General features: G+C 63.1%; 16 protein-coding genes and 1 pseudogene. 2 read left to right on the top strand and 15 right to left on the bottom strand.

The window, feature by feature from the left end:
* Window positions 1–106: 106 nt before the first annotated feature.
* Window positions 107–1,168, top strand: a pseudogene (locus IFU31_RS21885) (methyl-accepting chemotaxis protein); the annotation flags it as partial.
* Complete coding sequence (locus tag IFU31_RS21880) at window positions 1,160–2,023, top strand: methyl-accepting chemotaxis protein (RefSeq protein WP_425312022.1); 864 nt, start codon at window positions 1,160–1,162, stop codon at window positions 2,021–2,023. The pseudogene IFU31_RS21885 and the gene IFU31_RS21880, both read left to right, overlap by 9 nt.
* 202 nt (window positions 2,024–2,225) lie before the next feature.
* Here the strand turns inward: IFU31_RS21880 and IFU31_RS10120 are convergent, their stop codons facing one another.
* The 15 genes from IFU31_RS10120 to IFU31_RS10050 all read right to left on the bottom strand — a co-directional run bounded on the left by IFU31_RS10120 (window position 2,226) and on the right by IFU31_RS10050 (window position 20,702).
* Complete coding sequence (locus IFU31_RS10120; RefSeq protein ID WP_192102963.1) at window positions 2,226–2,960, bottom strand: amino acid ABC transporter ATP-binding protein; 735 nt, start codon at window positions 2,958–2,960, stop codon at window positions 2,226–2,228.
* Window positions 2,953–3,915, bottom strand: a complete 963-nt coding sequence (locus IFU31_RS10115; RefSeq protein WP_192102836.1) for an ABC transporter permease subunit — start codon at window positions 3,913–3,915, stop codon at window positions 2,953–2,955. Before IFU31_RS10115 ends, IFU31_RS10120 begins: the two co-directional genes overlap by 8 nt.
* Before the next feature lie 75 nt (window positions 3,916–3,990).
* Entirely contained in the window at window positions 3,991–4,788 is a 798-nt protein-coding gene (locus tag IFU31_RS10110; RefSeq protein ID WP_122480464.1) for a transporter substrate-binding domain-containing protein, read from the bottom strand.
* Between the two features lie 350 nt (window positions 4,789–5,138).
* Complete coding sequence (mdoH, locus tag IFU31_RS10105) at window positions 5,139–7,715, bottom strand: glucans biosynthesis glucosyltransferase MdoH (RefSeq protein ID WP_192058990.1); 2,577 nt, start codon at window positions 7,713–7,715, stop codon at window positions 5,139–5,141.
* Window positions 7,708–9,453 (bottom strand): glucan biosynthesis protein G, encoded by a 1,746-nt coding sequence (locus tag IFU31_RS10100; RefSeq protein WP_342214285.1) that lies wholly within the window; start codon window positions 9,451–9,453, stop codon window positions 7,708–7,710. Before IFU31_RS10100 ends, mdoH begins: the two co-directional genes overlap by 8 nt.
* A 262-nt stretch (window positions 9,454–9,715) precedes the next feature.
* Window positions 9,716–10,153 carry a D-aminoacyl-tRNA deacylase gene (gene dtd / locus IFU31_RS10095; RefSeq protein WP_122480466.1) on the bottom strand — a complete coding sequence of 146 codons (438 nt, stop codon included), beginning with the start codon at window positions 10,151–10,153 and terminating at the stop codon, window positions 9,716–9,718.
* Window positions 10,150–11,121, bottom strand: a complete 972-nt coding sequence (gene pip, locus IFU31_RS10090) for a prolyl aminopeptidase (RefSeq protein WP_122480467.1) — start codon at window positions 11,119–11,121, stop codon at window positions 10,150–10,152. Before pip ends, dtd begins: the two co-directional genes overlap by 4 nt.
* 104 nt (window positions 11,122–11,225) lie before the next feature.
* Window positions 11,226–12,371 carry a PheS-related mystery ligase SrmL gene (gene srmL, locus IFU31_RS10085; protein ID WP_192102835.1) on the bottom strand — a complete coding sequence of 382 codons (1,146 nt, stop codon included), beginning with the start codon at window positions 12,369–12,371 and terminating at the stop codon, window positions 11,226–11,228.
* 134 nt (window positions 12,372–12,505) lie between these two features.
* Window positions 12,506–13,327: a quaternary amine ABC transporter ATP-binding protein gene (locus tag IFU31_RS10080; RefSeq protein ID WP_192058986.1), complete on the bottom strand. Its 822-nt coding sequence runs from the start codon at window positions 13,325–13,327 to the stop codon at window positions 12,506–12,508.
* A complete protein-coding gene (locus IFU31_RS10075; RefSeq protein WP_122480470.1) occupies window positions 13,324–14,175 on the bottom strand; it encodes an ABC transporter permease in 852 nt (283 codons plus the stop codon). The genes IFU31_RS10080 and IFU31_RS10075 overlap by 4 nt, the downstream gene beginning before the upstream one ends.
* Window positions 14,176–14,220: 45 nt before the next feature.
* Window positions 14,221–15,189, bottom strand: coding sequence for an ABC transporter substrate-binding protein (locus IFU31_RS10070; RefSeq protein ID WP_122480471.1), 969 nt, complete (start codon window positions 15,187–15,189; stop codon window positions 14,221–14,223).
* Between the two features lie 114 nt (window positions 15,190–15,303).
* Entirely contained in the window at window positions 15,304–16,014 is a 711-nt protein-coding gene (hutC, locus tag IFU31_RS10065) for a histidine utilization repressor (protein ID WP_240998863.1), read from the bottom strand.
* 146 nt (window positions 16,015–16,160) lie between these two features.
* Window positions 16,161–16,649, bottom strand: a complete 489-nt coding sequence (locus tag IFU31_RS10060) for a lipocalin family protein (protein WP_446730953.1) — start codon at window positions 16,647–16,649, stop codon at window positions 16,161–16,163.
* 367 nt (window positions 16,650–17,016) lie between these two features.
* On the bottom strand, window positions 17,017–18,027 hold the full coding sequence (locus IFU31_RS10055) for a class 1 fructose-bisphosphatase (protein WP_122480474.1): 1,011 nt from the start codon (window positions 18,025–18,027) through the stop codon (window positions 17,017–17,019).
* 224 nt (window positions 18,028–18,251) lie between these two features.
* The gene (locus tag IFU31_RS10050) at window positions 18,252–20,702 is read right to left on the bottom strand and encodes a glycogen/starch/alpha-glucan phosphorylase (protein ID WP_192048040.1); all 2,451 of its coding nucleotides are present in this window, start codon (window positions 20,700–20,702) and stop codon (window positions 18,252–18,254) included.
* Between the last annotated feature and the right edge of the window lies 1 nt (window position 20,703).

Here is a 20,703-nt window from a genome sequence, read left to right as displayed (position 1 = left end):
ATTCCCGGTGGGTCACGTCACTTAGCCACCATCGAGTTTCGGCGACACCTGCCGATGCCCCTGAACTGCCGACAATCATGCTGTCGGCCTGTCAGGGAGCTTCATCATGTCCAACACCTTTGCCCGCTACCTGGGCAATCTGAGCGTCAACCTGAAACTGGGGATTGGTTTCGGTGTGGTGCTACTGCTTACTCTTTTGATTGCCGCCACGGGCTGGTCTGGCCTGACCCGCTTGATCGAGCGCGCCGACAAGATCACCAGTATTTCCATACTCGACGACCGCATGCGTGACCTGCGCATTGCCGCTCAGTCGTTCGAACTGCAGAAAGGCAGTTCCGGTGCCGACAATGTCACCCGTCTTCTCGACCAGCTCGATACCGATCTTGCGGCCGCCCAGCACACTCTGGTACAGCCCGAAGACATCGCGCTCGTCGAGCAGGAAATAGCCACCACCCAAGCCTATCGCCGGGAATTCACCGCATCGCTGGCGTCGATCCAGGGTCGCGAGACAGCCCGCAGCCAACTGGGCAGCACCGCCGACCGCGCCGTGGCCGAAGTCAATCAGGCGCAGGCAGCGCTGCTGAGCCAGGGCGAGCTGACGGCCTACAGCACCCTGGTGGAAACCAGCCGGCTGATCCAGCAGGCGCGCTTTCAAGTGCGTGGCTACACCTATAGCGCCAAGGACGAAGCACGTCAGCCCGCGCTGGCGGCCATCGACCAGGCGATCGCTTCGGTCGCCGCTGCGGGGGCCAGTGTCTCCGGCGAGTTCACCGGTCGGCTGCAACAGGCCGGCGAGTCCCTGCGTGCCTATCGCGCGGCGGTGGCGCAATTCAGCGAAAACCAGCAGGCCACACTGCAGAGCATCGACAAGATGACGGCATTGGGCACCACCCTGCTCGAGCTCAGCGACCGACTGGGCGACTCGCAGACGGCCAAGCGCGATGCCGATACGGCCCAGGCCAAGGCGTGGCTGGCCACTGCAGCCGCCCTGGCCACACTGCTTGTTATCGCTGCGGCATGGGCGATCACCGCGCAGATCGTCGGCCCGTTGCGGCAGACCCTGGCGAGTGTCGAGCGCGTCGCTTCCGGCGACCTGCGGCAGTCGCCCGCCATCACCCGACGTGACGAACTGGGCCAGGTTCAGCTGGCCCTGCAGCGCATGACCCTTAACCTGCGCGAACTGGTAGGTGGCATCAGCGAGGGCGTCACGCAGCTGGCCAGTGCCGCCGAGGAGCTTTCCGCGGTCACCGAGCAGACCAGCGCCGGCGTCAACGCGCAGAAAGTCGAAACCGACCAGGTGGCCACGGCCATGAATGAAATGGCGGCGACGGTGCAGGAAGTGGCGCGCAACGCCGAGGAAGCCTCGGAAGCTGCCGTGGCTGCCGATCAGCAGGCCCGTGAAGGTGATCGAGTGGTCAGCCAGGCCGTGGGCCAGATCGAGCGACTGGCCGCCGAGGTGCTGCATTCCAGCGAGGCCATGAATCAGTTGAAGCAGGAAAGCAGCAAGATCGGCGGCGTGCTCGATGTGATCAAGTCGGTGGCGCAGCAGACCAACCTGTTGGCTCTGAACGCGGCAATCGAGGCGGCCCGTGCCGGCGAGGCAGGTCGCGGTTTTGCCGTGGTGGCCGATGAAGTACGCAGCCTGGCCCAACGCACTCAGCAATCGACCGAAGAGATCCAGTCATTGATCGCTTCGCTGCAGACCGGTACCCATGAGGTTTCCAGCGCACTGGACAGCAGCCGGGCGATGACCGACAGCAGTGTGCAACTGGCCCGGCGTGCCGGTGAGTCGTTGAGCGACATTACCCGTACCGTGTCGACGATCCAGGCGATGAACCAGCAGATCGCCGCCGCGGCGGAGCAACAGAGCGTGGTGGCTGAAGAGATCAACCGCAGCGTGCTCAACGTGCGCGACGTTTCCGAGCAGACATCGGCGGCGAGCGAGGAAACGGCAGCGTCGAGCATCGAGCTGGCGCGTCTGGGGACACATCTGCAGGGGTTGGTGGGTCAGTTCAAGGTCTGACCCTGGTTGGGTGAGCCTGAGGGCCTCTTCGCGGGCAGAGACCCGCTCCCACAGGAATCTGCAGCGATCTTGTGGGAGCGGGTCTCTGCCCGCGAAGAGGCCCCACAGCCAGACAGGCAGCAGAACTACAACACCTGCGATACTTCTGTGGGAGCGGGTCTCTGCCCGCGAATGCGGCCTGCGGATCGGCGCAGAACCCGGACTACAACACCTGCCGCAAAAACGCCTGTGCCCTTGGATCCTTGGGTGCGTCGAAGAACTCGGCCGGGGGCGCGTCTTCCAGCAAACGGCCATGGTCGAAGAACAGCACACGGTCCGCCACTTCACGGGCGAAGCCCATTTCATGGGTGACGCACACCATGGTCATGCCTTCTTCGGCGAGGGTCTTCATCACTTCCAGCACCTCACCGACCATCTCCGGATCAAGTGCCGATGTCGGCTCGTCGAACAGCATGACCTTCGGGTCCATGCACAGCGCCCGGGCAATGGCCACGCGCTGCTGCTGGCCACCGGAGAGCCGTGAAGGAAACGCATCGGCCTTCTCGCCGATGCCTACCTTGGCCAGCAATGCGCGTGCCTTGGCCTCTCGCTCGGCCCTGCCGCGCTTGCGCACCACTTTCTGCGCCAGGCACAGGTTTTCCAGCACGGTCATGTGCGGAAACAGGTTGAAGTGCTGGAACACCATGCCGACTTCGCGTCGGTAGGCATTGATGTTGGTTTTGGGATCGTCGAGGCGCAGGCCATCGATGCTTACCGAGCCTTCATCGAATGCCTCAAGGCCATTGAGGCAACGCAGGAAGGTGGACTTGCCCGAGCCCGAGGGGCCCAGTACCACCAGCACCTCGCCCTTGGCCACCTGCGTGCTAACCTGATCGACCGCGCGCACCACCTGGCCACGGGTATTGAACACCTTCAACAGGTCGCGTACTTCAATCACTTTGCGCAAGCCTCCGCTCGAGCCGGCTGGCGAAATACGACAGCGGCAGATTGATGACCAGGTACAGGGCTGCCACGCAGAACCAGATCTCGAACGTCGAGAACGACGTGGTGATGGCTTCGCGACCGCTCTTGGTCAGCTCGGTAATGGCAATCACCGACACCAGCGACGTGTCCTTGACCAGGCTGATGAACTGCCCGGCCAGGGGTGGCAGAACACGCTTGAAAGCCTGCGGCAGGATGACGTGACGCATCGACTGTCCGGCATCCAGGCCCAGGGAGCGGGCGGCCTCGCCCTGCCCCTTGGCAATGGACTGCACGCCCGAGCGCACGATCTCGGCCACGTAGGCACCGGTGAACAGCGCCAGCGCCGCCACCCCGGCGAATTCGCGCGAAAGGTTGAGCACGGTACCGATGAAGAAATAGAAGATGAAAATCTGCACCAGCAGCGGCGTACCCCGCACCAGCTCGACATACATCGTCGACAGATGGCGCAAGGTGGGGTTGCTCGACAACCGGCACAGCCCGGTGACCAGGCCCAGCAGCAGGCCGGCCACGCCGGACACCAGCGACAGCCACAGCGTGGTCCACAGCCCCCAGGCGATCGGTCCGGCGGTCCAGTGGCGCGTCACGCCGATCTGGTCGCCTTCGGAGACGTCATCGCCCTCTTCGAGCACGACACTGCCACTGTCCGCCAGCAACACCTGTTCGCCACCGTCTTCGTCGCGCAGGGTGACCCGTGTCTGCCCGCCCTGCCGGACGATCTGCTCGACGCTGCCATAGCCCTCGGCGCGCTGCGGCAGCTCGGCCTGATAGACGAAGTACTGCGGCACTCGATTCCAATGCCACTCATAGGAAATGCGCGAGGTGGCAGCGTACAAGCTGAAAGCCAGGCCGATGAGCACCAGCGCGGTAAGCCCGTGCCAGGGCCATTGAGCTTTGTGGTGTTTGATCACAGGGGGTTCAATCCGCTAGAAGACCGCCGCGCAGGGCAGGCCTGCGCGTCAGGGAGAGTCTGGCCAGAGGCGCAGTCATTGCATTTCGTCGAGCCAGTTCTTGCTCACGAACCACTTCTTGTGGATACGATCGTAGCTGCCGTCTTCACGGGCCTGGCGCAGGAAGTTGTTGATGAAGTTGAGGCTGTCGTAGTCGCCCTTCTTCAAGCCGAACGCCAAGGGCTCGTAAGTGAAAGGCTCGTCGAGGTAGACCAGCTTGCCATTACCGACCTTGTCCACCGCCACCACGTTGTAGGGCGAATCGTAGATGAACGCATCCGCCTTGCCGTTGACCACGTCGAGTACCGCTTCAGGCTCGTTGTCGTAGCCGTGGTACTGCGCCTTGGCGATCAACTTGCGCGCCACGAACTCGCCGGTCGTGCCGACCTTGGAGGTGATGCGGTAGTCCGGCGAGTTCAGGTCCTTGTAGGTCTTGACCTTGTCGGCCAATTCCTTGCGGATCAGCAGGGTCTGGCCGACGACGATGAACGGGTCGCTGAAGTTGATGCGCAGGTTGCGCTCCTGGGTCAGGGTCAGGCCGCTGCCGATCATGTCGAACTTGTCGGTCATCAGCGCTGGAATGATGCCATCCAGGCTGGTCGATACCAGCTCCAGCTTGACGCCCATGGACTTGGCCATGGCCTTGAGCAGGTCGACTTCGAAACCGATGATTTCGCCACGCTTGTTGGTCATTTCGAACGGCATGTAGGTCGGGTCCATGCCCACCCGCAAAGTGCCGCGCTTGACCGCTTCGTCGATAGCGCCCGCTTGCGCCGAACCCACGACCGCCATGGCCATGACGCCGAGCAGCAGCCGCGACAGATACTTGTTCATTACCAATTCCCCTAGCCAACTTCGGGCACGGCCAAGCCTGGGCGCACCATTTCGGGGTGCGATCCTAACTCAAACAGGGGGTTGAACAAAGTTTGGCGATGAAATGAGTGCCAGGTGGCACTGTTGGAGGGCATGGCGGAGTAACCGTGGTGCGGCCTTCGCGGCCGCTGACCGCTCCTACAAAGAACTGCAGCATGCCTGTGGGTGCCAGATGGCGCTGTTGGGGGGCATGGCAGGAATATCGAGGTGCAGCATTCGCGGGCAGAGGGCTCAGCCGCCCGCCCCGCTCCCACAGGAGTGCTTTTGCTACTTGTGGGAGCGGGCTCTGCCCGCGAATGAGGCCAACACGGTCAGGCGTTCTGCAAGCCTGCCGCTGCAGCGGTGTCCAGCGTTGGCACAGCCGGCGATTGCCGCTCCGCCTGCTTGGACTGACGCCACGCTTCCAGCCACGCAACGTTCTGGTCAGCCCAGACATGCTCGTGCAGACGCGAGATCGCTACCGGATCACTGAGCAGCGACATGCGCGTGCTGTTGTCGAGCTTCTGCGGGCCACCCTCCAGTGCCTGATGCACCCACTGCGCGCGCATGCTTTCGATCGGCGCAGCCTTGCCGTGCCGCGCCGTGCCCAGGCCGTAGGCCAAGGCATTCTGGCGCGGATCGACAACGGCACGCACGAAACCATCCTTGAGCGCGTTATCACGGTTTGCCTGGGTATAGCGATCGGTGGACAGCAGCTCCTGTGGCGTGTCGTACTCCTCGGGAATCAGGAACAACTTCTCATCGCGTGCCTGCATGCCCAGATTGGTCCGGCTGGAGATCACCGACACCGGGATCGACAGCATCAGCGAACCCACGATCGGAGTCAGCCACCACAGGAAGCTGGGGTTCAGCCAGATCACCAGGGCAGCCCAGGCCGCGCCCAGCAGCGTCTGCGAGCCATGACGCTTGATCGCCTCGCTCCAGGGCGTGGAGTCGTCGTCACGCTGCGGCGAGTTCCAGGTCGCGGCCCAACCCAGGAACGCGGCGAGCACGAAACGGGTATGGAACAGCATGCGCACCGGCGCCAGCAGCATCGAGAAGAGCATCTCCAGCAGCATCGACAAGGTGACCTTGAAACGGCCGCCGTATTCTTTCGCGCCCTTGGCCCAGATCAGGATGATGCTCAGCAGCTTGGGCAGGAACAGCAGCACGATGGTGGTGGAAAACAGCGCCACCGCCTTGTCCGGGTGCCATTGCGGCCACAGCGGGTACAGCTGACGCGGCGCCAGGAAGTAGGTCGGCTCCATCAGCGTGTTCACCGCCAGCAGCGCGGTGGACAGCACCAGGAAGAAGAACCACAACGGTGCCGACAGGTACGACATCACGCCGGTGAGGAATACCGCCCGGTGAACCGGGTGCATGCCCTTGACCAGGAACAGCCGGAAGTTCATCAGGTTGCCGTGGCACCAGCGGCGATCGCGCTTGAGCTCGTCGAGCAGGTTGGGCGGCAGTTCTTCGTAGCTGCCCGGCAGATCATAGGCAATCCACACGCCCCAGCCGGCGCGGCGCATCAGTGCCGCCTCGACGAAGTCGTGAGAAAGAATCGCACCGGCGAACGCACCCTTGCCCGGCAACGGCGCCAGGGCGCAGTGCTCGATGAAAGGCTTCATGCGAATGATCGCATTGTGCCCCCAGTAGTGCGATTCGCCCAACTGCCAGAAGTGCAGGCCGGCGGTGAACAGCGGACCGTACACGCGGGTAGCGAACTGCTGCATGCGCGCGTACAGGGTGTCCATGCCCGAAGCCTTGGGCGCGGTCTGGATGATGCCCGCATCCGGGGTCGCTTCCATCAAGCGAACCAGGCTGGTCAGGCATTCGCCACTCATTACGCTGTCGGCGTCGAGTACCACCATGTAGCGGTATTCGCTGCCCCAGCGACGGCAGAAGTCGTCGAGGTTGCCGCTCTTGCGTTTGACCCGACGGCGGCGACGACGGTAGAAGATATGCCCGAAACCACCGGCTTCGCGGCACACTTCCAACCACGCCTGTTGCTCGGCAACCGCGATATCGGGGTCGTTGGTGTCGCTGAGCACGAAGAAGTCGAAACGATCCAGGTCACCAGTCGCCTTGACCGATTCGAACGTGGCGCGCAAACCGGCGAAGACGCGTGTCACGTCTTCGTTGCAGATCGGCATGACCAGCGCGGTACGCGCGCCTGCCTCGATCGGCTCGTTGCCCGCGCTGGCACCGGAGATGCGGTACTTGTCGCGACCGGTAAGCAGTTCGAGGAAGCCCATCAACGCCGTCCAGAAACCCGCCGATACCCAGCAGAACAGGATACCGAAAAGGATCAGGATGCTGGTCTGCAGGAAGTACGGCAGAACCTGCGTAGCGGTCTGCATGATCGGCTGACGAACCACTTCGTCGAGGTCGACCATGCCCCAGCCCTGGTACGGCATGATGCCTTTCATGTACCAGCCGGCGACGATGGTCTGGCCCAGCATCAGCACCAGCAGAATGTAGCGACGCATCGAACCGACCCAGCGCCAGCGTGCCTTCGGCAGCACCCGCTTGTCGCTGGTGGGCTCGGGCTTGCTGGCCTTGCCGGTCAGCTTGCGCCATACCCGCACCAGCACGTTGGTGCGCCACGGCTCGGGAATCACCAGCGTGCGGTTGATCGGTGGCGTGGCCTTGAGCTGCAGGCGACCGCTGGCGTCGACGCCAAGCATCTCGGCCTCTTCCAGCTCGGCAGCCGAGTCCAGCCGCAGGCGCTGCTCGACCGAGTTCTGTGCGCCAAGCACGGCATCGTGCGACGGGCGCCCGGACAGGCGCTCGTGCAGTTCGGTGAAGGACGTGCAGTCGGCAAGTTCTGCGCGCTGTGCGTCCCCCAGGGGCAAATGAGCCAGATATTCGCCAAGCGATTCTGGCCGAGCTGGAGAATTAGTCATCGGCGGGCAACTGGTAGCTCCAGGTTTCAGTCAGGACCTGCTCGGTCTTGACCGGTTCGGTCGGTGTGACGGGAGCGGTTTCAGGCGCGGCGGGTGCCGGAGCCTGTGCAACCTCGGCAGCCTTGTCGGCCTTGCCGTGTGCCTTGTCATGCTTGGGCGCAGCCTTGTCTTCGACCGGCTCGGCTGCCTTGACAGGCTCCACCGGCAGATCCTTGACCAGCGCTGCACGCATTTCCACGGCCTTGTTCGGATCCTTCACCTTGACCCGCAGGGTCAGGCGCCAGCCTTTGGTCTGCGGGTTGTAGCGGACGTTGTTCTCGACCAGCTCGGCGTTGTCATCGACGCTGACCTGACTGCGAACGGCGGTGTCTTCAGCCAGAGCGGCCAGCACCGGACCTTCGTAGTCGATCAGGAAGGCAATGCTGCCATCGGCCTGACGGATCAGGTTGGACTGCTTCACGTCGCCGGTCGAACGCAGGGTCTGATTGACCCAGGCAACGTCGGGCGAGTGAAACTCGTCTTCGTCCGTGGTCCAGTGCAGGCGGTAGTTGTGCTCCAGCGCCTGACCGGGCTCCGGGATCTTTTCCGGGTTCCAGAAGGCCACGATGTTGTCGTTGGTTTCGTCGGCGGTCGGAATTTCGACCAGGTCGACGGTACCCTTGCCCCAATCGCCCTTGGGCTCGATCCAGGCGCTCGGACGCTTGTCATAGCGGTCATCGAGGTCTTCGTAACGGGAGAACTCGCGGCCACGCTGCAGCAGACCGAAACCGCGCGGGTTCTCGACAGTGAAGCTGCTCACGGCCAGGTGCTTGGGATTGTTCAGCGGGCGCCACAGCCACTCGCCGTTGCCGGCATGGATGGACAGGCCGGTGGAGTCGTGCAACTCGTGACGGTAGTTCTGCACACGGGACGGCTGGTTCGAGCCAAACAGGAACATGCTGGTCAGCGGCGCAATGCCCAGGCGGCTGACACGGTCACGCAGGAACACCCGCGACTCGACGTCGACGGTCGTGTCCTTGCCCGGACGCAAGGTCAATTTGTAGGCACCGGTTGAGCGCGGCGAATCGAGCAGGGCGAAGATCACCAACTGCTTGTCGCCTTCGTTCGGCCGTTCGACCCAGAACTCGCGAAACCGCGGGAACTCTTCGCCCGACGGCAATGCCGTATCAAGAGCCAGGCCGCGGGCCGACAGACCGTAGACCTGGTTTTTGCCGATGACGCGGAAGTAGCTCGCGCCCAGCATGGTCATGATTTCGTCCTGCTTGTCCGCCTTGTTGATCGGGAACAAGACGCGGAAACCGGCGTAGCCCAACTGATCGGTGGATTTGGGATCGAACTGCAGGTCGCCGAAATCGAAACGCGCTGGGTCGTACTTGATTTCGTTGACGGTGGTAGCGGTGACTTCGTTGATCTTCACCGGGGTGTCGAAGTGCATGCCCTGATGATAGAAGGACAGCTTGAACGGGGTCTTGGCGTCGGCCCATTCGGCGTTTTCGTTGCGGAAACGGATCTTCTGGTAGTCCGCAAACTTCATGTCGCGAAACTCTTTGGGCAGATTGCTGCGCGGAGTTTCGAATTTCTGACCGGCGAGCTCCTTGGCGCGTCCGGCAACATCATCCAGGCTGAAGGCCCAGAGTTGGCTGGCGCTGAACAGGCAGAACAGTGCAGACCCGGCCAGCATCGCATTGCGCAACCGAGTGCGGGGTGTTCTTGAAGCATTTAAAGGACTAACAATCACGAGCAACCCTCGCCGAAAACATATCGAAAAACCAACGGCCAGCAGTCTTGCGCCGGGTTGGCGAGCACTGTTCCGACTCCAAAAGGGCACAATGATTCCCCAAGCGGAGCCGGACACGCTTCAAACGGGACATACCGGGTAGCGAAATGTGGCCCCCTGGCGCGCGATTATCTAGTACGTCGCGTCACAACGCATCAGGGTAGCTCAAGTATTTATGCTGTGAGAAACGGACGACGACTGCAAACTCGCCAGCAATAGGCCATTAAATTTGTAACAAAAAGGTTACGGGGCCATCGTTGGTCAGGCTTACCTGCATATCGGCACCGAACTGCCCGACCTGAACCTGTGGATGCGCTTTTTTTGCAGCGTCCACGAGGTGCTCGAAAAGCGCCTGCGCCAGGGCCGGCACAGCCGCAGTGGAGAAGCCTGCGCGCAGGCCGCTGCGGGTGTCCGCCGCCAAGGTGAATTGCGACACCAGCAACAGGCCGCCGCCAACATCCTTCAGCGACAGGTTCATCTTGCCTTGCTCGTCGCTGAACACTCGATAGTTGAGCAGCTTGTGCAGGAGCTTGTCGGCGCTGGCGGCGGTGTCGTCCGGCTCGACCGCTACCAGCACCAACAGCCCCTGGTCGATGGCCCCGATGGTTTGCCCGGCCACCTCGACGCGGGCCTGGCTGACCCGCTGCAGCAGCCCCTTCACGCTTCTTCCAGGGGCAGGTCCAGCAAACGCCGCGCCATCTGCTCGGCAGCGCGCACCAAAGCGTCGGTAATGCCCGGCTCCGAGGCGGCATGACCCGCGTCGCGAATGACCTGCAGCTCGCTGTTTGGCCAGGCCTGATGCAGCGCCCAGGCGTTGTCCAGCGGGCAGATCACGTCGTAGCGGCCGTGCACGATGACTGCCGGCAGGTGGGCGATGCGCGGCATGTCGCGGATCAGCTGGTCGGGCTCGAGGAAGGCATTGTTGACGAAGTAATGGGTTTCGATGCGCGCGATCGACAGCGCACGCTGCGGCTCGGAGAAACGATCGACCACCAGCGGGTTGGGCCGCAGGGTCGCGGTACGCCCTTCCCAGGTGGACCAGGCCTTGGCCGCATGCATCTGGGCAATCTGGTCGTTGCCGGTAAGACGCTTGTGGAAAGCCTGCAACAGGTTGCCGCGCTCATCCAGCGGTATCGGCGCGATGTAGTCCTGCCAATAGTCGGGGAACAGGCGACTGGCGCCGGCCTGGTAGAACCATTCTATTTCCTGCGGGCGGCAGAGGAAAATGCCGCGCAGGATCAGGCCGTGGACCCGCTCGGGATGGGTCTGGGCATAGGCCAGGGCCAGCGTGGAGCCCCAGGAACCGCCGAACAGCACCCACTTGTCGATGCCCAGGTGTTCGCGAATGCGCTCCATGTCTGCCACCAACCGCCAGGTGGTGTTGTTCTCGATGCTGGCATGGGGCGTGGAGCGGCCGCAGCCGCGCTGGTCGAAGGTCACGATGCGATAGACGTTGGGATCGAAGTAGCAACGGCTCTGCGCGTCGCACCCGGAACCCGGGCCGCCGTGGATGAACAGCACCGGCAAGCCCTTGGGCGAGCCGCTTTCGTCGACATACAGCACGTGCGGCTCTTCCACGGCCAGATCATGCCTGGCGTAGGGTTTGATCTGCGGGTACAAGGTTTGCATCGTGCGCTCCGTTGGATGTTGGGTCTCTGCCGTTGGCCATCATAAACCCGAATGACCGCTCGGCGCATTCTCCCTATTCATTGCAGGGTTTCCACTGCAGGGTTTCACAAGCGCTCCCCTACCAGATAGGCGCCACCCGGCACGCCCTGGTGCAAAGCCGTGCGGATATCGCGATACAAGCCGTCGGCCTGCTGCGCAGTCAGGGACTGGGCGTGGTCGCGCAGCACCACCTGCAGCACCAGGTTGTGCTGGCCGCGAACGATGCCCAGGCGCTTGATGGTCAGCGCGGGCAATTCCTCGAACGGCCAGCAGCCGCGTATGTGCAGTTCCTCGATCCAGCTGGCGCGGTAGCCGGCCACCTGCAGGACCTGCTCGGTGATGTCCTCGATGCCCAACCCCGGCGCCACCGCCAGCGACAGGTCACGGCTGATCGCCGGCTGGCGGTACAGGGGCTGCCAGGCCTTGAGGTCGCCCATCTGCGCCTGCACCTGGGGATGGCCATCGCGCAGCAGGCGGATGTCCGGAACGCCCTTGCGCAGCATGGCCAGGCGGTCCAGCCCCAGGCGCAGAACCAGACCACCATGGGCCTGGGGATCGACCTCCAGACGCTGCAGGAACGCCGGGCAGATGCAGCCGCAGGCGAGGATGTCCACCGGTGCCTGGCGGGTCACCAAACTGACGTTGAGGCCATCGCGGGTAAAACCGCAGGCTCCGCAGCTGTGCCCCCACATTCGCCCCGGCACGGCGATGTCCAGCACATCACCGACCAGACGCAGCAGATCCTGACGATTGCCCAGTTCGGCGTCGCCCAGTACCCAGATGTCCATCTGGTGCGGCTCGGCGCAATGCCAGCGATCACGGATATCGCGACGGAAAGTGATGCCAGGTGCGGCAAGCATGATGGTTTCGCCCGGTGCCCGACGCGCCGCCGCCGCTTGCAGGCCGGTGATGATCGCGCTGCTGGTCTGGGTGCGCAGCAGCAGTTCGTCATCCACCCAGCAGCTGTGGTTGCCTACCTCATCCATCACCTGGGGATCATCGCCGCACAGCTGGAAGTTTTCCACGGCAGAGATGATCCGCGGCCCCTTGTGCACCTCGGCCAAGGGCCAGCCTTGTCGCACCAGGCCGGCAAGCAGATCCTTGACCAGCAGGCGCACGGCATGGGGCGGCTCGCAGGCGTCGGTCAGGTCGGCAATGCGCAGCGCCTTGTGTATCGCTTCATGGCTGAGATAGTGCTTGGTGACGGGCATGCAGGCATTCCTTGTTCGAGGCGAATGCCTGCACGCTAGGCAGGGTATGGGGGGACCACAATCAGAAAAGTCTGAAAGGCCTGTTATTCAGAAACGTCTGTCGGACGTTTCTGAATAACAGGCCGTTTGGGGCTTCAGATCGCGACGCTGCGCCGCTGGACGAACCGGTCCACATAGTCGTCGGCCGGGTTGTGCAGGATTTCCCTGGCGGTGCCGGCCTGGATCAGGCGTCCGTCCTTGAGAATGGCGATCCGGTTGCCCAGGCGAAGCGCTTCGTCCAGATCGTGGGTGATGAACACGATGGTCTTGTGCAGGCGGGTCTGCAGTTCCAGCAACTGGTCCTGCATTTCGGCGCGGATCAAGGGGTCCAGGGCACTGAATGCCTCGTCCATGAGAATGATGTCGGTGTCGGCGGCCAGTGCCCGCGCCAGGCCCACACGCTGGCGCATGCCGCCGGAAAGCTGCTGCGGGTAGGCGTGTTCGTAGCCATTGAGGCCCACCGCTTCGACCCAGTGCTGCGCGCGCTCCTCGCACAGCGCCTTGCTCTCGCCCCGCACCTTGAGGCCATAGGCGACGTTGTCCAGCACGCTTCTGTGCGGCAACAGGCCGAAGCTCTGGAACACCATGCTGATCTTGCGACGGCGAAATTCGCGCAGCGCCGGCATGCCGTAGCGCAGGATATCCTCGCCATCCACCAGTATCTGGCCACTGGAAGGATCTACCAGTCGGTTGAAATGCCGCACCAAGGTGGACTTGCCCGAACCGGACAACCCCATGATGACGAACACCTCGCCTGCGGCGATCGACAACGACAGGTCGTCGACCCCGACCACGCAACCGGTGGCGGCCAGCACCTGCTCCTTGCTCTGCCCTTGCTGGCTCAGCGCCAGTGCCTCTTTCTCGCGCTTGCCGAACACCTTGTAGACATTGCGCACTTCGATCTTCGGCGCGTTCATCGGCCTGCCTCGTGACGGGGACGACCATAGGCCTGGGTGATGCGGTCGATCACGACCGCCAGAATGACGATTGCCAGCCCGGCCTCGAGCCCCTTGCCCACGTTCAAGGTCTGGATACCCACCAGCACGTCTTCGCCCAGGCCACGGGCACCGATCATCGAGGCAATCACCACCATCGACAGCGCCATCATGGTGGTCTGGTTGATGCCGGCCATGATGCTCGGCAGGGCCAACGGCAATTGCACACCGAACAGCTGCTGCCAGCGATTGGCACCGAAGGCATTGATCGCTTCCATGACCTCGCGATCGACCTGGCGAATGCCCAGGTCGGTCAGGCGTATCAGCGGCGGCGCCGCGTAGATCACGGTGGCGAAGATGGCCGGTACCTTGCCCAGGCCAAACAGCATCAGTACCGGGATCAGGTACACGAAGCTGGGCATGGTCTGCATGATGTCGAGCAGCGGCATCAGCACCGCGCGCAGACGGTCGCTGCGTGCGGCAAGGATGCCCAGGGGAATGGCGATCACGACGGAAATCAGCGTGGCAACCAGCATCAATGCCAGGGTCTGCATGAGCTTGTCCCACAGCCCCACCGCGCCGACCAGAAACAACAGGCCGACGATGACCGCGGTGGTCAGCCACTTGCGCGATGCATGCCAGGCGATGCCGCCGACAATTGCCAGCATCAGCCACCAGGGCGTCATGCGCAGCAGGCTTTCCAGGTTGACGATGGCCCACAGCAGGGTGTCGGATATCTGCCGGAAGACATCGCCATAGCGGGTCACCAGCGCATCGACGCCGTCATTGACCCAGTTGGCGATGGAAAAAGTGAAGCTTTCAGGAAACATGGGGCGCTCTCGATGCTGGGGGCTTTGTCGATACCAAAGACCAGGTCAAAGCGCTGCTTCGATCTTGGTGGCGGCCGCTTCGCTGACCCATGGTTTCCAGACGTCCGGGTGCTCCTTGAGGAACAGGCGCGCCAGCTTGGGCGACTCGATACGCTCGCGACTCATGCGCGCCAGATTCTGGTTGAGCAGGTCGATGGGCAGGTTGACCTTTTCGAACACGCCGAGCAATTCCGGCGCACCGTCGTGAAAGGCCTTGGACAGGCCGACCTTGATGCTGATGGTCTTGTCCACACCGGGTTTTTCCGCCAGCTTGACGACGTCGACCTGGCCCAGCAGAGGGGTCGGTGACCAGTAATAGAACAGGATCGGTTCGCCACGCTTGTAGCTCGACAGTACCGCCGCATCGAGGGCGGGCCCTGTGCCTGGGCGGAAATTGGTGTAGCTGTCCAGCAGGCCGTAGCTTTTGAGCATTTCGCTGTTTTCCAGCTCGCAGGTCCAGCCGGCCGGGCAATTGTAGAAACGACCCTTGTTCGGTTCTTCCTGATCCTTGAACACCTGGGCGTATTTGCCCAGGTCGGCGATGGCTTTGAGGTCGGGCGCTTTGGCGTCGAGGCCGCGCTTGGCGTCGCCTTCGACCACATAGCGCGGCACGTACCAACCTTCCACGGCGCCGGTGATCGGCGCGCCTACACCCACCACCTTGCCCGCCTGCTCGGCCTTGTTCCAGACCTCGCTGCGACCGACCCATTCCTCGGCGAATACCTGGATGTCGTTGCTGCCCAAGGCACTTTCCATGGTGATGGAGTTGCCCGGCAGGCTGTCGGTCTTGCAGTCGTAGCCGTGTTCCAGCACGAACTGCAGCAGGTCGGTGAGCAGCATGCCGCTCTCCCAGTTCAGGCCGGCGAATTTCACCGGTTTGCCCGATTCGCACCACCCGGCGGCTTGGCTGTTACCGGCAGCGGCCAGCAAGCCCAGGGAAAGGGTCGTTGCCAGGAGGGTCTTGTTCAGTTTCATTGGGTCCTGCTCCACATGGGCCATGGGTCACGGCGGTCTATGGCTGTGACCGCGCGATGAGCCATTGTTCTGCGCGACCTGTGGCAGATTGGCGTATTTGTGTCGCCAGCAGGCCTATTTGGTGAAGCGTCCTTCCAGCCGATGACGCGAACCTGGGTGGATCAAGCGCGCCGCCGTGACCGGCGTCTTGCCCGACCAGGTGCGGCGCAGGATCAGCAGGCAGGGCTCGCCGCGCTCGATCTGCAGCAGTTCGCACTCGCTGGGGTTGGCGAGCATGGCTTCCACCAGGTGCTCGCCGGCGGTCAGCGGTGCCACACGGGTCAGGTAGGCATACGGCGTCTCTTCGACGAAGTCCTGCTGCAGGTATTGCGGGGCGATCTGGGCGTTGACGTAGCGATCCTCGATCTGCACCGGGATGTCGTTTTCGTAGTGGACGATGATCGAATGAAACACTCGCTGGCCTTCGCGCATGTTCAAGGTCAAGGCGCGCTCGGCGCCGGCCGCTTCTTCTTCCAGCAATACCAGGCGGCTGCTGTGGCGGTGGCCGCGGGCGGCGATCTCGTCGGCGACGTTGTGCACTTCGAACAGCGCCGACTGGCTTTTCGGCTCGGCCACGAACGTCCCTACGCCCTGCATGCGCACCAACAGGCCTTCGGCCGTCAACTCGCGCAAGGCGCGGTTGATGGTCATGCGGCTGAAGCCCAACTGGTTGACCAGCTCGCTTTCCGAGGGCACCCGGTAGTGCGGTGGCCAGGTACCGTTGAGGATCTGCACCGCGATCATCTGTTTGACGCGGGCATACAAGGGCGCCGGACTTTCGCCCATCTGGGCAGCCAGCGCAGGGACAACGGGCGGAGTCGGCACAAGAATTCCTTGGATTGATTCGTGGGGCACAGCGAGTGACATTGTAACGCGACTCGCGCCTGGGCAGGACAACTCTGCACGGGCCGGGCGCGAGCGGGGTCACGCCATCACTTGCCGATATCGGCATCCGCCGCGCGCCAGATCAGGCGCGTGGTGTCATAGCCCTGCTGGCGTGCTTTCGCCAGCATGCGCTCGCGCACGGCCGTGGAGACCTGCGGCGTGCGCGACAGCAGCCACAGGTACTTGCGGTTCGGGCTGCCGACCAGCGCGTGCTGGTAGCCGTCGTCCACGTCCAGTACCCAGTAGTCGCCCTTGGCCAGGTCCGGGGCCATTCTGGAGAACCAGTTGTCGAACACCACCCACAGCTTGTCGGTCTTGCCGGGGACCTGCGGCGAAGCGGTGCCGTTGGCTTCCTGCCACTTGCCACTGTCGGTGCGGCAGCGGTTGAGCACGCCAATGTTGCCGTCGGCCTGCAGGGTGTAATGGGCTTCGGATTGGGCGCAGTTGCGCTGGAAGAACATGGGCAACCTGGCCACTTCGTACCAAGTGCCTTGGTAGCGCTTCAGGTCTACGCTGTCGACGGTACGTGGCGCCATGCTGGCGTCGGGGGCATTGCTGCAACCGGCGATCAACAGCGACAGGCACAACGGCAGCAAGGCAAACGTGCGCAACGACATGGGGGGCTCTCCTTGAACGGCAGACACAGGGGATGTGCTGCTTAGAAGAGCGCAAACGGCGCGGGTTCCAATTGGCAACGGTGCGCCTACCGCGGTGGGCCAGAGGCACCCCATGCACCAGTGCCTGTCTTCAACGCGGCCCCTGTAGCAGCGGCGCAAGCCGCGTCAGGGGCACAGCGGTGATTCATCCACACCGCATGCACCGCCGACGCGGCTCGCGCCGCTGCTACAGACGAATCCGCCAACCCCTGCACCAGCGCCCGGCTTCAATGCGGTCTTGCGGCGTTTACTCGGTGTGGTAACCGGTGACGCGCTCGACTTCCTGCTTGGAACCCAGGAACACGGCAACACGCTGGTGCAGGCCCTCGGGCTTGATGTCCATGATGCGCTGGCGGCCATCGGTCGAAGCACCACCGGCCTGCTCCACCAGGAACGACATCGGGTTGGCTTCGTACATCAGGCGCAGCTTGCCTGGCTTCTCTGGCTCGCGGCTGTCGCGTGGGTACATGAACAAGCCGCCGCGGGTCAGGATACGGTGCACGTCGGCGACCATCGAGGCGATCCAGCGCATGTTGTAGTTCTTCTTCAACGGGCCTTCTTCACCGGCCAGCAGCTCGTCCACATACTTGGTCACCGGGGCTTCCCAGTGACGCTTGTTGGACATGTTGATGGCGAACTCGGCGGTGGTTTCCGGAATCTGCATGTTCTCGTGGGTCAACACGAAGCTGCCCATTTCGCGATCCAGGGTGAAACCCTTGACGCCGTTGCCCAGGGTCAGGATGAGCATGGTCTGCGGGCCATAGATGGCGTAACCGGCAGCAACCTGCTCGGTGCCTGGCTGCAGGAAGGCTTGTTCCTTGAGGCTGTCGTTCTGGCTCAGGTGCTCGGTAGGGCAGCGCAGGACCGAGAAGATGGTGCCGACCGACACGTTGACGTCGATGTTGGAAGAGCCGTCGAGGGGGTCGAATACCAGCAGGTAGGCACCCTTGGGGTACTGGCCGGGAATCTGGTAGGCGTTGTCCATTTCTTCGGACGCCATGCCGGCCAGGTGACCGCCCCATTCGTTGGCTTCGAGCAGGATGTCGTTGGACAGCACGTCCAGCTTCTTCTGCACTTCACCTTGGACGTTTTCGGTGCCCATGCTGCCAAGCACGCCACCCAGGGCGCCCTTGGACACCGCATGGCTGATCTCTTTGCACGCGCGCGCCACCACTTCGATCAGGAAGCGCAGATCGGCCGGCGTGTTGTTGCTGCGGGTCTGCTCGATCAAGTAGCGACTCAGGGTAACGCGGGACATGGACGACTCCGGAGTAGAAAAGGGGTTGGGGAAAGCCCGCACAGTTTACACGGGTGCGGTCAAACCTAGCGAGCGCTAGCCACGCCGCGGCAGCCATCAGATCGCTATCAGGGAATATAGTTCGCCGCCGAGTATGCGGCGAGCCCTTCGCGGCCGATGACCGCTCCTACAGACATCCGTAGGAGCGGTCTTCGGCCGCGAAAAGAGCGCCGCCGATCCTGGCCCTACTCCAACGCCTGCCAGATATCCTGCGCATACTCGCGGATGGTTCGGTCGGAAGAGAACCAGCCCATGCGCGCCGTGTTCAATACCGCCATGCGCCACCACTTGTCGGCGTCGTGCCAGGTGTCCTCGACCTTGCGCTGGGCATCCCAGTACGCGTCGAAATCGGCGCACAACAGGAAGCGGTCGTAGTTGGTCAGCGAATCGACCAACCCGACATAGCGCGATGGATCGTCCGGCGAGAACACCCCGCCGCGGATGGCCTGCAGTACATCGTTCAACCGATGGGAAGCCGCGACATCGCCATGGGCACTGTAGCCCCCGGCATGCTTGCGTTCTTCCACCTGAGCGGCGGTCATGCCGAAGATGAACATGTTTTCCTTGCCCAGGAATTCGCACATCTCGACGTTGGCGCCGTCCAGCGTACCAATGGTCAAGGCGCCATTGAGGCCGAACTTCATGTTGCTGGTGCCCGATGCTTCGTAGCCGGCCGTGGAAATCTGCTCGGACAGATCCGCTGCCGGAATGATGCTTTCCGCCAGGCTGACGTTGTAGTTGGGCAGGAACACCACCTTGAGCAGGCCGCGCACGGTCGGGTCGTTGTTGACCACCCGGGCGATGTCGTTGGCCAGTTTGATGATCAGCTTGGCCTGGTGATAACTGGCCGCGGCCTTGCCGGCGAAGATCTTCACCCGCGGCACCCAGTTCGTCTCCGGCTCGGCGCGAATGGCCTGGTAGAGCGCCACGGTGTGCATCAGGTTGAGCAACTGCCGCTTGTACTCGTGGATGCGCTTGACCTGAACGTCGAACATCGCCTCCGGATTGACCGCCACCCCCACGCGCTCATGAATGATGCGCGCAAGCGCCTTTTTGCTGTTCAATCGCTGTGCAGCGAACGCCTTGCGGAACTCGGGCTGGTCGGCAAAAGGTTCGAGGTTTTTCAGCAGCCCTTCCGGGTTGTCGAGCAATTGCGGCCCGAGCTTGTCGACCAGCATGGCGGTCAGCTCGCTGTTGGACTGGTACAGCCAACGGCGGAAGGTGATGCCGTTGGTCTTGTTGTTGATCCGGTCGGGATAGAGCTTGTGCAGTTCGGAGAACACGGTGCTGCGCATCAACTGGGTGTGCAGGCCCGACACGCCGTTGACACTGTGCGAGCCGAGGAACGCCAGGTTGCCCATGCGCACGCGACGGCCGTTGTCTTCCTCGATCAGCGATACCGCGCGCAGCACATCGACGTCGTCCTGGCCTTTGGCACGCAGCGAATCGATGTGATAGGCGTTGATCAGGTAGATGATCTGCATATGCCGCGGCAGCATGCGTTCCATCAAGCCCACGGGCCAGGTTTCCAGCGCTTCGGGCAACAGTGTGTGGTTGGTGTAGGCCAGGGTGTTGACGGTGATTTCCCACGCCGTGTCCCAGGCCAGGCCATGTTCGTCCACCAACTGGCGCATCAGCTCCGCCACGGCGATGGAGGGGTGAGTGTCGTTGAGCTGGATGGCGGCCTTGTCGGACAGGTTGAGCAGGCTGTCGTTGCCATTGAGGTGACGACGCAACAGGTCCTGCAGAGAGGCTGCAACGAAGAAGTACTCCTGGCGCAGGCGCAACTCCTGGCCCGCCTCGGTGCTGTCGGCGGGGTACAGGACCCGCGAGATACTCTCGGCGCGTGCCACTTCGGCCACGGCGCCCAGGTGGTCGCCCGCGTTGAAGCGTTCCAGATGCAGCTCTTCCAGTGCCCGCGCACGCCACAGACGCAGCGTGTTGACACTGGAGCCACGCCAGCCGACCACTGGCGTGTCGTAGGCAACCGCGCGCACAGTCTCGCTGGGCCACCACACCTGCTTTTGCTGGCCTTCGCTGTCGGTGACGGTTTCCACATGGCCACCGAAGCTGATCGGGTAGATCACTTCAGGACGCTCGAACTCCCAGGGGTTGCCGAAATTCAGCCAGTTTTCCGTCTGCTCCTGCTGCCAGCCGTCGACGATGGCCTGGCGGAACAGGCCGTGCTCGTAACGGATGCCATAGCCGTGGGCAGCGACGCCCAGGGTCGACATGCTTTCCATGAAACAGGCGGCCAGGCGGCCGAGGCCACCATTGCCCAGCGCTGCATCGGGCTCGAGCAGACGGATGCGTTCCAGGTCCACGCCCAGGTCGGTCAACGCTTCACGGGCGATGTCCAGCAGCCCGAGGTTGCTCAGGCTGTCGTAGAGCAGCCGGCCGATGAGGAATTCCAGCGAAAGGTAATAGACCCGTTTCTGACCCTTGCGGTAGATCTGCCGGGTGTGATCCATCCAGTGCTCGACCATGTGGTCGCGCGCCGCCAGGGCAATGGCCTCGAACCAGTCATGGTCGAATGCGTGATCGGGGTCCTTGCCCACCGCGTAGGTGAGTTTGGCGAGTACAGCAGCGCGGAAATCGGCCACCTCGGCGTCACGGACAAGCGGTTCCTGAGACATG

The organism is Pseudomonas sp. CFBP 13602 (assembly GCF_014842725.1).
Lineage (GTDB): Bacteria > Pseudomonadota > Gammaproteobacteria > Pseudomonadales > Pseudomonadaceae > Aquipseudomonas > Aquipseudomonas baltica.
This window is presented reverse-complemented; position numbering and strand designations above follow the sequence as displayed.